Annotated in this window: 16 protein-coding genes and 1 tRNA gene; 10 read left to right on the forward strand and 7 right to left on the reverse strand. The window is 75.2% G+C overall.

The features are described from left to right. Positions 1 to 27: 27 nt before the first annotated feature. Positions 28 to 495 carry an FHA domain-containing protein FhaB/FipA gene (locus DCS98_RS14660; protein ID WP_116452097.1) on the reverse strand — a complete coding sequence of 156 codons (468 nt, stop codon included), beginning with the start codon at positions 493 to 495 and terminating at the stop codon, positions 28 to 30. Positions 496 to 511: 16 nt separating this feature from the next. Then, positions 512 to 1,345, reverse strand: coding sequence for an FhaA domain-containing protein (locus DCS98_RS14665; RefSeq protein ID WP_116452098.1), 834 nt, complete (start codon positions 1,343 to 1,345; stop codon positions 512 to 514). Between the two features lie 189 nt (positions 1,346 to 1,534). Between DCS98_RS14665 and DCS98_RS14670 the strand changes: the two genes are divergently transcribed. Next, positions 1,535 to 1,620: transfer RNA gene (locus tag DCS98_RS14670), tRNA-Leu, on the forward strand. 63 nt (positions 1,621 to 1,683) lie between these two features. Here the strand turns inward: DCS98_RS14670 and DCS98_RS14675 are convergent. Both DCS98_RS14675 and DCS98_RS14680 read right to left on the reverse strand, forming a co-directional pair. Continuing rightward, positions 1,684 to 2,784, reverse strand: a complete 1,101-nt coding sequence (locus DCS98_RS14675) for a sensor histidine kinase (protein ID WP_116452099.1) — start codon at positions 2,782 to 2,784, stop codon at positions 1,684 to 1,686. Then, positions 2,777 to 3,454 carry a response regulator transcription factor gene (locus tag DCS98_RS14680; protein ID WP_116452100.1) on the reverse strand — a complete coding sequence of 226 codons (678 nt, stop codon included), beginning with the start codon at positions 3,452 to 3,454 and terminating at the stop codon, positions 2,777 to 2,779. The genes DCS98_RS14675 and DCS98_RS14680 overlap by 8 nt, the downstream gene beginning before the upstream one ends. Positions 3,455 to 3,540: 86 nt before the next feature. On the opposite strand from DCS98_RS14680, the gene DCS98_RS14685 reads away from it, so the two are divergent. After that, positions 3,541 to 4,203, forward strand: a complete 663-nt coding sequence (locus tag DCS98_RS14685; protein WP_116452101.1) for a M15 family metallopeptidase — start codon at positions 3,541 to 3,543, stop codon at positions 4,201 to 4,203. A 9-nt stretch (positions 4,204 to 4,212) separates the two neighbouring features. Here DCS98_RS14685 and DCS98_RS14690 read toward each other — a convergent pair whose 3' ends face one another. The 3 genes from DCS98_RS14690 to DCS98_RS14700 form a co-directional block, all read right to left on the reverse strand. After that, positions 4,213 to 4,665, reverse strand: a complete 453-nt coding sequence (locus tag DCS98_RS14690; RefSeq protein WP_116452102.1) for a DUF1707 SHOCT-like domain-containing protein — start codon at positions 4,663 to 4,665, stop codon at positions 4,213 to 4,215. Between the two features lie 90 nt (positions 4,666 to 4,755). Beyond that, a complete protein-coding gene (locus tag DCS98_RS14695) occupies positions 4,756 to 5,235 on the reverse strand; it encodes a pyridoxamine 5'-phosphate oxidase family protein (protein WP_116452270.1) in 480 nt (159 codons plus the stop codon). Between the two features lie 37 nt (positions 5,236 to 5,272). Continuing rightward, entirely contained in the window at positions 5,273 to 6,436 is a 1,164-nt protein-coding gene (locus DCS98_RS14700; protein ID WP_116452103.1) for an acyl-CoA dehydrogenase family protein, read from the reverse strand. 89 nt (positions 6,437 to 6,525) lie between these two features. Between DCS98_RS14700 and DCS98_RS14705 the strand changes: the two genes are divergently transcribed. Genes DCS98_RS14705 through DCS98_RS14740 form a run of 8 tightly spaced genes read left to right on the forward strand, consistent with a single transcriptional unit; the run spans position 6,526 to position 12,915 of the window. Beyond that, positions 6,526 to 7,107 carry a TetR/AcrR family transcriptional regulator gene (locus DCS98_RS14705; RefSeq protein WP_116452104.1) on the forward strand — a complete coding sequence of 194 codons (582 nt, stop codon included), beginning with the start codon at positions 6,526 to 6,528 and terminating at the stop codon, positions 7,105 to 7,107. After that, the gene (locus tag DCS98_RS14710; RefSeq protein ID WP_116452105.1) at positions 7,104 to 7,589 is read left to right on the forward strand and encodes a GNAT family N-acetyltransferase; all 486 of its coding nucleotides are present in this window, start codon (positions 7,104 to 7,106) and stop codon (positions 7,587 to 7,589) included. The genes DCS98_RS14705 and DCS98_RS14710 overlap by 4 nt, the downstream gene beginning before the upstream one ends. 5 nt (positions 7,590 to 7,594) lie before the next feature. After that, positions 7,595 to 8,512: an aldose 1-epimerase family protein gene (locus DCS98_RS14715; protein WP_116452106.1), complete on the forward strand. Its 918-nt coding sequence runs from the start codon at positions 7,595 to 7,597 to the stop codon at positions 8,510 to 8,512. 1 nt (position 8,513) lies between these two features. After that, positions 8,514 to 9,245: an MOSC domain-containing protein gene (locus DCS98_RS14720; protein WP_116452107.1), complete on the forward strand. Its 732-nt coding sequence runs from the start codon at positions 8,514 to 8,516 to the stop codon at positions 9,243 to 9,245. A gap of 5 nt (positions 9,246 to 9,250) precedes the next feature. Next, positions 9,251 to 9,466 (forward strand): RNA-binding S4 domain-containing protein, encoded by a 216-nt coding sequence (locus DCS98_RS14725; RefSeq protein ID WP_206340277.1) that lies wholly within the window; start codon positions 9,251 to 9,253, stop codon positions 9,464 to 9,466. Between the two features lie 46 nt (positions 9,467 to 9,512). Then, complete coding sequence (locus tag DCS98_RS14730; RefSeq protein ID WP_116452108.1) at positions 9,513 to 10,949, forward strand: RNB domain-containing ribonuclease; 1,437 nt, start codon at positions 9,513 to 9,515, stop codon at positions 10,947 to 10,949. Next, on the forward strand, positions 10,946 to 12,133 hold the full coding sequence (locus DCS98_RS14735; protein ID WP_116452109.1) for a pyridoxal phosphate-dependent aminotransferase: 1,188 nt from the start codon (positions 10,946 to 10,948) through the stop codon (positions 12,131 to 12,133). The genes DCS98_RS14730 and DCS98_RS14735 overlap by 4 nt, the downstream gene beginning before the upstream one ends. Further along, positions 12,130 to 12,915: a nitrilase-related carbon-nitrogen hydrolase gene (locus tag DCS98_RS14740; RefSeq protein ID WP_116452110.1), complete on the forward strand. Its 786-nt coding sequence runs from the start codon at positions 12,130 to 12,132 to the stop codon at positions 12,913 to 12,915. The genes DCS98_RS14735 and DCS98_RS14740 overlap by 4 nt, the downstream gene beginning before the upstream one ends. Positions 12,916 to 12,918: the final 3 nt, after the last annotated feature.

Consider the following 12,918-nt stretch of genomic DNA (forward strand, 5'->3'; position numbering starts at 1 on the left):
TCCTCATGTCGGTGCCGGCACGTGCGGTCACGTGCGCAGCTCCAGGGCAGTCTGCCCGATGCGGATCGGCTGACCGGGACCGACCAGCAACGGTCCCTGGACGCGCTGCTGGTCGAGGTAGGTGCCGTTGGTGGAACCCAGGTCCTCCACGTACCACTGGCCGCCGCGGTTGGTGAGGCGCGCGTGCCGCGAGCTGGCGAAGTCATCGGTGAGGACGAGGGTCGAGTCGTCGGCCCGGCCGATGAGGATCGGCTGGTCGCCGAGGGTGATCTTCGTGCCGGTCAGCGGGCCCGCCGTGACCACGAGGGTCTTGGGCCCGCGCTGACCCCGCTTGCGGCCGGTGACCGCCGCGGCGGCGCGCGGCGGGACCGAGGCGACCCGGCCGGTGCGGCCACCGAAGAGGTCGGCCCGCACCACGCGGAAGGCCGCGAAGATGAACAGCCAGAGCAGCAGCAGGAACCCGAAGCGGAAGACCTGCAGGACGATCTCGCTCACGGCAGCAACAGCCCTGTCACTGGCCGTCCTGGCGGTACACCAGCACCGAGTGACCGATCCGGATGACGTCGCCGTCGGAGAGCGCGTGCCGGTTGACGCGACGGCCGTTGACCAGCGTGCCGTTGGTGGAGCCGAGGTCCTCGACCGTCGCCGTCCCGCCCTCGAGGACGACGTCGACGTGCTTGCGGCTGACGCCGGTGTCCGGGAGCCGGATGTCGGCCTCCGTGCCGCGCCCGATGACGTTGCGGCCGTGGGTGAGCTCGTGGCGGGTGCCGGGGCCGTCGACGACGAGGACGTGCGTGGCGCCCGGGCGGCTGCCGGCGCGGCCGGTGAACGACGGGCCCTGCTTGCCGGTGTCCGTCGCCGTGCGCCCGCGCAGCGGCGGGAGCGGGGGCAGGGGCGGCAGCGGCGGGTGGGCGCCGGTCGCGGGGCGCGGGGGAGCGGCCACCGCGAAGTCGTCGCGCGAGGGGGGTCGCGCCGGGTCGGCGACGTGCGAGCTGACCTCGAAGACGCCGGTGGGCAGGTCGGCGTCCTGCTCGAGGCGCACCGTCACCTTGTCGAAGACCTGGTAGCCCTCGTCGTCGATGTGCTCGGCCACCATGTCGGCGAGCTCGCCGGCCAGCTGGTCCGACCACTGGCCCAGGTGCTCGAAGTCCGTGCGGCCCAGGGTCACGACGTAGACGTTGGGCGCGAGCACGCGGCCCTCACCCATCACCGACCTCTGCTCGTCGGCCTCCCGCTGGAGGGCCTTGGCGATCTCGGCCGGGTGCACCTTGCCCTTGAAGATGCGGGCGAACGCGAGGCCGACCATGCCCTCGAGGCGTCGCTCGAAGCGCTGCAGCACACCCACAGTCGCTCCTCTGCGCTCGGTCGGTCGTCCAGCTGTCCCAACGGTGATCGTAGCCGGGACGTGCCCTGCTGACCGGCCGGTAACTCGCCGGTACGTCACACCTGTCCCATGCGTCGTCGACATCGACCGGGGAACGACCCACCCCCCGGCCGGGTCACGGTCTCCGACTGCTAATCTCTGCGGGCGCCAGGGCAAGTGGCGGAATGGCAGACGCGCACGGTTCAGGTCCGTGTGTCCGAAAGGACGTGGGGGTTCAACTCCCCCCTTGCCCACCACGAGCACGATCACCAGGGATGCCGGGAGCCCGTCAGGGCCCCGGCATCCGTCGTCCCGCCCGGTCAGGCGGCGGCCGGCAGCCGGACCGTGACGCACAGGCCCCCCGTGGGCCGGGCCGCGAGGGCGAGCGTCCCCCCGTGGGCCCGCGCGATGCGCTCGACGATGGCGAGGCCGAGGCCCGCACCGTCGTGATCGGTGCGGACGCGCTCGGTGCCCCGCTGGAACGGTTCGGTGAACGTGGCGACCCGCCGCGCGTCCAGCTGCGCCCCGGTGCTCTCGACGACGAGGGTCGCGACCCCGCCGCGCGCGCTCGTCCGCACCCGCACGGTGCCCCCGGCGGGGAGGTTGTGGACCACCGCGTTGTGCAGCAGGTTCGTCACCAGCTGCAGCAGCAGCGGGTGCGAGCCCGGCGCGACCGCCGTCCCGCCCGAGGTCTCGACGCCGACGCCGCGTCCCTCCGCGAGCGGCAGGAGGGTCTCGGCGGCCTCCTCCGCCACCAGGGAGAGGTCCACGGGTTCCGGCGCGAAGGACCCCTGCTCGGCGCGGCTGAGCAGCAGCAGCGCCTCGGTGAGGTCGATGGCGCGGGTCGTGACGGCGTGCAGCCGTTCGACGAGCCGGGCGGCGTCCCGGTCCGGGTCCTCGCGGGCCACGTCGAGCAGCGTGCGCATGACCGTCAGGGGCGTGCGGAGCTCGTGCGAGGCGTTGGCGGCGAAGCGGCGCTGCTCGTCGACGTGGGCCTCGAGCCGCCCGAGCATGCCGTCGAAGGCGTCGGCGAGCTCGCGGAACTCGTCCTGGCGCCCGGGCAGCGCGATCCGGTGCGAGAGCGAGCCCTGCGCCGCCAGCCGCGTCGCCTCGGTGATGCGGGTCAGCGGCGCGAGCATCCGGCCGGCGAGGAACCAGCCGCCCGCCAGCCCGAGCAGGAGCAGGAATGCCAGCGCCGCGGCCGCGCGCGGGACGAAGGCGCGCTCGAGGTCGGACCGGTTGGGGACGAACAGCCCGGGGCCTGGGCCCCGTGCGTCGCCGGTGACGAGCACGCCGTCCGGCACGTACCGCAGGAGGAACAGCCACACGACGGCCAGGAGCAGGGCACCGGCGAGCACCAGGAAGCCCGCGTAGCTGAGGGCGAGCTTCAGCCGGGCGCTCGGGCCCGGCGGCCTACCCACGGGCGTCGGTGCCGGGGTCGATCCGGTACCCCACGCCCGGCACGGTGGCGATGACCCACGGCTCGCCGAGCCGCTTGCGCAGCGCCGACACGGTGATCCGCACGGCGTTGGTGAACGGGTCGGCGTTCACGTCCCAGGCCCGTTCGAGCAGCTCCTCGGCGCTGACCACGCCGCCCTCCGCGGCGACCAGCACCTCGAGCACGGCGAACTGCTTCCGGGTGAGCGCGACGTGGCGGCCGTCGCGCTGGACCTCCCGTCGGAACGGGTCGACGCGCAGCCCGGCGATCTCCCGCACCGGCGGCCGGACGTGCGCGCGCCGGCGGTCGAGCGCCCGGAGCCTGAGCACCAGCTCCCGCAGCGCGAACGGCTTGGTCAGGTAGTCGTCGGCCCCCAGCTCGAAGCCGGAGGCCTTGTCGTCGAGCCGGTCCGCGGCGGTGAGCATCAGGATGGGCAGGCCGCTGCCCGACGCGACGATGCGGGCGGCGATCTCGTCCCCGGACGGGCCCGGGACGTCGCGGTCGAGCACGGCGACGTCGTAGGTGTTGACCTCGAGCAGTTCGAGGGCGGTGTGCCCGTCGCCGGCGAGGTCGGCGGCGATCGCCTCGAGGCGCAGGCCGTCGCGGATCGCCTCGGCCAGCAGGGGTTCGTCCTCGACGACCAGCACGCGCACGCGCCGAGGTTAGAGAGCTGGGCGTATCGCCGACGTATGCAGAAGCGCATACGCCCCGGCAACACGCTCCGGCCTTGGCTGCCGGCATGCCCGACAGCGAGCGAACACGAACTCCCGCCCACCGCGCACGGTCGACGGCCGTCCTTCTCCTGGCGCTCTGCGCGGCGGCGGTCCTCGGCGTCGTCCTGGGGTACCGCGCGGTGGCCGGCCACGCGGCGGGCCCGTGGACGGCGGACCCCCCGTTCCTGGCCCGGCCCGAGGTGCCCCGCCTGCTCGCGGGGGGTGACGCCGGCGGTGTGGGCCCGGACGACGGGGTCGTACCGGACGGCGTGACGGTCTTCGACGACGCGTTCCCGGCGGTGACCGGCCTCGACCCGGAGCTCCGGGACGCCCTGCGCCGGGCCGCGACGGAGGCCGCGGAGGACGGGATCGCCTTCTCCGTCAGCAGCGGCTGGCGCTCCGCGGCGTACCAGGAGCAGCTGCTCCGCGAGGCGGTCTCCGAGCACGGCTCCGCGGAGGAGGCGGCCCGCTGGGTCGCGACGGCGGAGACGTCGCCCCACGTGACGGGGGACGCGGTCGACATCGGGCCCACCGACGCCATGTCGTGGCTGTCGGCCCACGGCGACGCCTACGGGCTGTGCCAGATCTACGGCAACGAGCCCTGGCACTACGAGCTGCGCCCGGCTGCCGTGGACGACGGGTGCCCCGCCCCCTACGCCGACCCCACCCACGACCCGCGCATGCGGTGACGGCGGCGGTCAGGGGAGCCGGCGGCGCCCGTCACCGTCGTCGCCCCGCCGGGTCACGGTCTGGGCCAGCAGGACCGCGCCCCAGGGGCCGATGACCCAGACCGGCCAGAAGTAGAGGAACTCCCAGGTGGCCAGCGAGGTCGCCGCCCAGATCACCAGCACGATCAGGGAGGTCGTGGCCCAGGACCGCCAGGAGTTCGGGTCGTGGTCCCACCCGCCGGCCCGGGCCGGGCTCGCCTGCGGGGAGGCGACGGGCGGAGCCGGCGGCCGGGCCGCCAGGCCGGTGGAGGGCAGGTCGGCGGTGATCTGGTCCAGCTCCCCGTAGGTCTTCGCCGCGTACACCCGCGCCAGGCGCTCGTCGTACTCGTCCACGGTCAGCCGGCCGGCGGACATGTGCTGGCCGAGGACGGTGGCGACGGTGGCGCGGTCGGCGTCGGCGGCGCGCAGGTGGGGCTCGGGCATCGCGGTTCTCCTGGTGCGGGGGTCCCCAGTCTGCTGCGGCGCCGGTCTCCGGGTCCACTGACGGACGTCACGGGTTGCCCGTGCACCCGGTCAGGTGCGCCGGCTGCGGGTCAGCCCCGTCCCGGGCCGCCACGACGTGACCACCAGGGCGGTCTTCTCCTCGTCCAGCGCCACGAGGACGACCTGGTCGAGCTCGACGCGGAACAGCTCGAACCCCAGGTCGCCGGGCGGCAGCCCGGCCGCGGTCGCGAAGCCGGCCCGCTCCTCGGTGCCGGTCACCGGGAGGGCGCGCCCGGCGAGCTTCGCGTCCGCCTCGAACGACTCCGGCTCGGGGCTGCCGCTGTGCAGCATGAAGCGCGGATCGCGGCGGAGGTCGGTGAATTTCACCGAGCCGGGCATGCCGGCCAGCCACGGCTCGCCTCCGACGAAGGACATCTCGATCCCGCTGATCCGCGGTGAGCCGTCGCGGCGGAGGGTGGCCAGGTACTTGTGCCGGTGCGCGTCGAAGGTGGCGCGGACACGGGCGGCGAACTCCGGTTCCTGCGCCTCGACGTCGGCGAACGTGGTCATGCGGCGCACTCTGCACCCGACCGCCCACAGCTGGGGGTCAGCCGGTCGCGGGGACCGCGTCGCGCGCGAGGGACTTCCCGATCACCATGCGCTGGATCTGGTTGGTCCCCTCGAAGATCTGCATGACCTTCGCCTCGCGCATGTACCGCTCCACGGGGAACTCGCGCGTGTAGCCGGCCCCGCCGAGCACCTGGACGGCGTCGGTGGTGACCTTCATGGCGGCGTCGGTGGCGACCAGCTTGGCGATGCTGGCCTGGCGCGAGTAGTCCTTGCCGGCGTCCCTGCGGCGCGCGGCGACCAGGTACGTGGCCCGGGCGGACTCCACCGCGGCCGCCATGTCGGCCAGGAGGAACGCCAGGCCCTGGTGCTCGATGACCGGGCGGCCGAACGCCTCCCGCTCGCTCGCGTACCGGACGGCGACGTCGAGGGCCGACTGCGCCAACCCGACGGCGACCGCGCTGACGCCGAGGCGGCCCGAGTCGAGGGCGGCGAGGGCGATCGAGAGGCCGCGGCCGCGCTCGCCGACGAGCCGGTCGGCCGGCACCGGGACGTCGTCCAGCCGGATCGCCGCCGTCGTGGAGCCGGTCAGGCCCATCTTCTCCTCGGGCCGGGCAGGGGAGAAGCCGGGCAGGTCGGGGGTGAGGTGGAAGCAGGAGATGCCTCTCGCGCCGTCGTCCGGCGTCCGGAGGAACGTCGAGTAGAAGTCGGCGTGGCCGCCGTGGGTGACCCAGGCCTTCTCCCCGTTGGCGACCCAGCCGTCGTCGGCGGACGTCGCGGCGGCGCGCATGGCCGCCGGGTCGGAGCCGGCGTGCGCCTCGGACAGGCAGTAGGCGCCGAGCAGCCGGCCGCCCACCATGTCGGGCAGCAGGTCGCGGCGCTGCTCGTCGGTGCCGAACCCGTCGATCGGGAAGCAGGCGAGCGTGTGCACGCTGACGCCGAGCGCGACGCTGGCCCAGCGGGCCGCCAGCTCCTCGACGACCTGGAGGTAGACCTCGTAGGGCTGGCCGCCGCCGCCGACGTCCTCGCCGAAGGGCAGGCCGAGGAGCCCGGCGTCACCGAGGGTGCGGAACACCTCGCGCGGGAACCGCTCCTCGCGCTCGTGCTGCGCGGCCTTCGGCGCCAGCTCGGCGTCGGCCAGCTCGCGCGTCAGCGCGATCAGGTCGTGGGCCTCGGGGGTGGGCAGTTCGCGGTCGACCGGCACGGTGCTCCCTCGTCGTGAACAGTACTGGGAACGGTACCGCAGTACTGTCTCTCGTCCAGGGCCATGCTGACCCGCCGGAAGGAGGACCGATGACCGACACCGTGGACACCGCGCTCACGCGGCGGCAGGCCGAGCTGCTGGACCAGCTCGAGGCGATCTTCCTGGCGGAGGGCTTCGCCCGGTTCACCCTGGAGGACCTCGCCGTCCGGCTGCACTGCTCGAAGAGCACGCTGTACGCGCTCGCCGGGTCCAAGGAGCAGCTCTCGCTGCGGGTCATCCGCCACTTCTTCCGCAAGGCGACCGACGCCGTGGAGGCGCACACGGTCTCCGAGAGCGACCCGGCGCTGCGGGTCACCGCCTACCTCAGCGCCGTGGCCCGGGCGCTGTCCCCGGCGGGCCCGTCCTTCCACCGCGACCTGGACTCCTTCGCCCCCGGCCGCGAGGTCTACGAGCGGAACACCGCGCTGGCCGCCGACCGGGTCCGCGAGCTGATCGCCGAGGGCGTGGCCCAGGGGCGGTTCCGCGAGGTGCACCCGGCGCTCATCGCCGACACGGTCACCACCCTCATGCTGCGCATCGGCCGCGGGGAGACCGAGCGCGCGACCGGGCTCGACGATTCGGCCGCCTACCGGGAGCTGGCCGCCCTCCTGCTGCACGGGATCGCGCTGTGAGGGTCGGGCCGGCCTTCTGGGACGACCCCGACGTCCAGCGGCTCACCCGCGAGCAGCAGGAGGAGGTCCGGGCCCGCTACGGCGGCAAGGACGAGCCGGGCACGCACCCGTCGGCGGCCGACGTGAGCGTCGTCCTGGTGGCACGCGACGACGACGGGACCCCGCTGGGGTGCGGGGCCCTGCGGGCGCTCGGGGACGGCGCCGCGGAGGTCAAGCGCATGTACGTCGTGCCGGCGGCCCGGGGCAGGGGGGTCTCCCGAGCCGTCCTGGCCGGGCTGGAGGACGCCGCCCGGCAGCGCGGCTGGACCACCCTCCGCTTGGAGACCGGGCCGCTGCAGCCCGAGGCGATCGGCCTCTACACCTCCGGTGGCTACCGCCCGATCCCGGCCTTCGGCGCCTACGTCGGCGACCCGGACGCCGAGGGCTCCCTGTTCTTCGAGCGGGTCCTCGTCGGGGACGACCGCGGCGCTGTGGTGAGCTGACGCCCATGCCCGCTGCGCCCTGGCCCGAGTCCCGCCCCGCCGAGGTCCACCTGAGCGCCGGTGACGCGGACCTGGTGGTCGACCTCCGGGGCGGCGGCATGCGCCGGCTGGCGGTGGGGGGCTGGGAGGTCGTCGACAGCTACCCGGCCGGCACGGTCGTCGAGGGGTGGCCCGGCGCCGTCCTGATCCCCTGGCCCAACCGCATCCGCGACGGCCGCTGGACCTGGCAGGGGCGCGAGCTCCAGCTCCAGGTGCAGTCCCCGGAGGCGCCGAACGCCATCCACGGTCTGGTCGCGTGGCAGCCCTGGGAGGTTCTGGCCTCGGCGGGCGGCAGCGCCACCGTCGGCACCGTCGTCCCGCCGCACCCGGGCTACCCCTTCCGCCTCGAGGCCGCCGTCGACTACCGCCTGGCGCCGGACTGCATGGAGGTCACCGTCCGCGTCCGCAACGCCGGGGACGACGCCGCGCCGGTGGGCGTGGGGCTGCACCCCTACCTGTCCGTCGGCGCGGAGCGGGACGGCGACGTCGGCGAGGCCGTGCTGACCCTGCCGGTGCGGACCGCCCTCGAGCTCGAGGGCGGGCTGCCCACGGGCCGGCGGGCGCCGTTCGACGGCGCCGTCGGCCGGATCGGCGACCGCGTGTTGGACGACGCCTTCACCGACCTGGTGCGGGACGACGACGGCTGGGCCCGCACCCGGCTCACCGGTCCCGCGGGCACGCTGGAGCTGGCGGTCGACGGCGCGTGGTCGTGGCTGCAGGTCTTCAGCGGCGACACGCTGCCGGAGGGCCGACGCCGCCGCAGCGTCGCGGTCGAACCGATGACCTGCCCGCCGAACGCGCTCGCCGACGGCACGGACCTCGTCGTGCTCGAGCCCGGAGCCGAGTGGTCCGGGAGCTGGACGCTGTCCTGGACGGCGGCCTGACGTGCGCGTCCTGGAGCTGTGGCGCTACCCCGTCAAGTCGCTGCAGGGCGAGCGACTGCAGGAGGTCGCCGTCGACGAGCTCGGGATCGCCGGCGACCGGCGGTGGGCGCTGTTCGACCGGGACACCGGCCTGGGGCTGACCGCCCGCCGCGTCCCGGAGCTGCTCTTCGGCTCGGCGCGGGTCCGGGACGACGGCGGCGTGGAGGTCGTCCTGCCCGACGGGACGGTGACGACCGACGAGGACGTGCTCTCCGGCTGGCTGGGCCGGAGGGTGGAGCTGCGCTCGGCCGGCGACCGCACGGAGGCCGCACCGACCTACGAGGCGCCGGTGGACGAGGACGTCCCCGACCCCACCGAGTGGCTGCAGTGGGAGGGGGCACCGGGGCCCTTCCACGACAGCCCCCGGATCCGGCTCTCGCTGGTGTCCACCGGCACGCTCGGCACCTGGGACCGGCGCCGGTTCCGGGCCAACGTCGTGCTCGACGGAGACGGGGAGGACGCGCTGCGCGGTCAGGAGGCCGACCTCGGCTCGGCCCGGCTGCGCTTCGGGCTCCCGGTCTCCCGCTGCGTGATGACCACCCGGCCCCAGCCGGGCGGCATCCCGCGCGACACGTCGGTGCTCAAGACCATCCACCGCGAGCGCGACGGCAACCTCGCCGTGCGGGCCGCCGTGCTCCGGGCCGGCGTCCTCCGCACCGGCGACGAGCTCGTCCCGGCCGGGCCGTCACACTGAGCGGCATGCGCACCGTCGACCTGCGTCCGGGCGAGGACACCATCCGGCTGGGCCAGCTGCTCAAGCTCGTCGACGCGGTACCCACCGGGGCGCAGGTGAAGGACGTGCTGTTCTCCGGCACGGTCCGCGTCAACGGCGAGCCCGAGGAACGCCGGGGCCGCCAGCTGCGCCGGGGAGACGTGGTCTCCGTGGAGGGCATGGAGGACGTCCGCCTGGGCTGAGACGTTCGTTCCACGTGGAACGCCCGCCTCTGCCAGGCTGGTCGGCATGGTCCGCGCTCCGATCCGGGTGCCCCGGTGGCCGGCCGCCGCGCAGGAGGGGCCCGACTTCGCGGCGATCCGCGCCGAGTTCGAGGTCCCGGAGGAGTTCCCGGCGGTGGTGCTGGCCGAGGCCGAGCTCCGGGCGGCGCAGCCGCGGCTGCCGGAGCTCGACGCGACCGACGTCCCGCTGGTCACGCTCGACCCCGTCGGCAGCCGCGACCTCGACCAGGCGGTGCACCTGGAACGACGAGGGGACGGTTTCCGCGTCAGCTACGCCATCGCCGACGTCGGTGCCGCCGTCGACCTGGGCGGCCCGCTGGACGCGGAGGCCCGACGGCGGGGCCAGACGCTGTACAGCCCCGACCGCCGCACGCCCCTGCACCCGCCGGTGCTCAGCGAGGGCGCGGCCAGCCTGCTGCCAGGAGAGCTCCGGGCCGCGGCGCTCTGGACCGTTGACCTGGATGCCGACGGCGAGGTGGCCGGCGTGCAGCTCCGTCGTGCCCGCGTCCGCAGCCGCGCCCAGCTGGACTACCCGGCCGTGCAGGCGCAGGCCGACGCCGGCACCCTTCCCGACGCCCTCGCCCTCCTGCCCGCGATCGGCGCCCTGCTGCAGCAGCGCGCGGCCGAGCGCGGCGCCATCGAGCTCGGCACGCCCGACCAGTCGGTCGAGGCGGCATCGGACGGCGGCTGGCGGCTGGTGCTGCGCGGCGACCTGCCCGTCGAGGGGTGGAACGCGCAGATCTCGCTGCTCACCGGGCGCTGTGCCGCCGCGCTGATGCTCGAGGGCGGTGTCGGCGTGCTGCGCACGCTGCCGCCGCCGCGGCCCCAGGACGTCGAGCAGCTGCGGCTGCTGGCGCCCGCGCTGGGCGTGGACTGGCCCGCGGGTGCCGCGCCCGGCGCCGTCGTGGCGGGCCTGGACCCCGCCCGGCCCGGCCACGCGGCGTTCCTCGAGGAGGCGGTCATCCTGCTGCGGGGAGCCGCCTACACCGCGTTCGACGGGGCCGCGCCCGAGCAGCCGGGCCACGGCGGGGTCGGCGCGCCGTACGCCCACGTCACCGCGCCGCTGCGGCGGCTGGTCGACCGCTTCGGCACCGAGGTGTGCCTCGCGCTCGCCGCCGGCCGGGAGCCGGACCCCGCACTGCGAGCCGCGCTCCCGGAGCTGCCCGCGCTCATGGCGGCGTCCGACCGCCGCACCCGCGACGCGGAACGCGCGGTCGTGGACGCCACCGAGGCCTGGTTGCTGCGCGGCCGGGAGGGCCAGGACTTCCCGGCCGTCGTCGTCGAGGCCGAGGACGGCCGGGGGACCGTCGTCCTCGACGACCTGGCGATCCGCGGCCGGTGCACCGGCGAGGGGCTGCGGCCCGGCACGCGGGTGCGGGTCCGTCTGGAGACGGCGGACGTGCAGGCCCGCTCCGTCGCCTTCGTCCTGGACGGCGCGGCATGACCCGCGCGCCGTACCTGTCCGCCCGCCTGCAGGGCTTCGGGACGACGGTGTTCGCGGAGATGAGCGCGCTGGCGGTGGCCACCGGCTCGGTGAACCTCGGGCAGGGCTTCCCCGACTACCCCGGCCCGCCCGAGGTGCTCGACGTCGCCCGGGCCGCGATCGGCACGCCCGCCGACCAGTACCCGCCGGGCCCGGGCACGCCGGAGCTGCGGACCGCGATCGCCGACCACGTGCGGCGCTTCCGCGGGACGGAGCTGGACCCCGGCACCGAGGTGCTGGTCACCGCGGGTGCCACCGAGGCCCTGACGGCCGCCCTGCTCGCGCTGCTGGAGACCGGCGACGAGGTCGTCCTGTTCGAGCCGATGTACGACTGCTACGCCGCCGGGATCGCGATGGCCGGCGGGGTCGCCCGCCCGGTGCCGCTGCTCCCGCCCGCGAGCGGCACGGGTGCCTGGACGTTCGACCCGGTCGACCTGCGCCGGGCGGTGACCCCGCGGACGCGGCTGCTGCTGCTCAACACCCCGCACAACCCGACCGGCAAGGTGTTCACCCGCGAGGAGCTCGAGCTGGTGGCCGAGGTCGCGACGACGGAGGACCTGCTCGTGCTGACCGACGAGGTCTACGAGCACCTGGTCTTCGACGGTGCCGAGCACCTGTCGATCGCCACGCTGCCCGGGATGCGCGAGCGCACCCTCGTCGTCAGCAGCGCCGGGAAGACGTTCAACGTCACCGGCTGGAAGATCGGCTGGGTCCACGGCCCGCCGCCGCTGGTGTCCGCCGTCCGGACCGCCAAGCAGTTCCTCACCTACGTCAGCGGTGGGCCGTTCCAGCCCGCGGTCGCCGCCGGTCTCGCCCTCCCCGACGGGTACTTCGCCGCCGCCGCGCGCGACCTGCAGCACCGCCGCGACGTCCTGGTGCGGGGGCTGGCCGCCGCGGGGCTGCCCGTGGTGAGCCCGGAGGCGACCTACTTCGCGACCGTCGACGTCCGGGGTGCGCAGCCCGACGGCGACGGCCTGGCGTTCTGCCGCGCGCTGCCGCAGCGGGCCGGCGTCGTCGCCGTCCCGACCGGGGTCTTCTACGGTCCTGAGCACGCGCACCTGGGGCGGCACCTGGTCCGGTTCGCGTTCTGCAAGAGCGAAGCGGTGCTGGGGGAGGCCGTGGAACGGCTGGGGAGGCTGGCATGAGGATCGCCGCGGTGCAGCACGACATCGTCTGGGAGGACCGGGACGCCAACTTCGCCCGGCTGGCCCCGCAGGTGGGTCGGGCGGTCGGCGCCGGCGCCGAGCTGGTGCTGCTCACCGAGACGTTCAGCACCGGGTTCTCCATGACGCCGGGCATCGGCGAGCCCGAGGGCGGGCCCTCGGCGCGGTTCCTGGCCGGGCAGGCGGCCGAGCACGGGGTGTGGGTCGGCGGGACGTGCCCGGAGGTCGAGGACGGCGTCGGCGAGATGGGTGGGGCAGGAACCGAGCTGCCGTACAACTCCTTCGTCCTCGCCGGCCCCGACGGGACGGTGCACCGGTACCGCAAGCTGCACCCGTTCACCCACGCCGGCGAGCACGAGCGGTTCCGCGCGGGGGAGAAGCCGACGACGGTCGAGGTCGGCGGCCTGCGCATCACCCCGTTCATCTGCTACGACCTCCGCTTCGCGAACGTCTTCTGGGACGCCGCGCCGCAGACCGACGTCTACCTGGTGCCCGCCAACTGGCCCAGCCCCCGACGGCACCACTGGCAGACGCTGCTCCAGGCCCGGGCGATCGAGAACCAGGCCTACGTCGTCGGCTGCAACCGGGTCGGCACGGCCGGTGACGGGACCGAGCACGTGGGCGACAGCCGGGTCGTGAGCCCGATGGGCGAGCTGCTGGCCACGGCCGCCGGGATCGAGACCATCGTGCTCGCCGACGTCGACGCCGCGGAGGTCGCCGCCACCCGGGACCGGCTGCGCTTCCTGCCCGACCGGCGGGTGTGACGG

It is taken from the genome of Blastococcus litoris (assembly GCF_003075095.1).
Taxonomy (GTDB): Bacteria; Actinomycetota; Actinomycetes; order Mycobacteriales; family Geodermatophilaceae; genus Blastococcus_B; species Blastococcus_B litoris.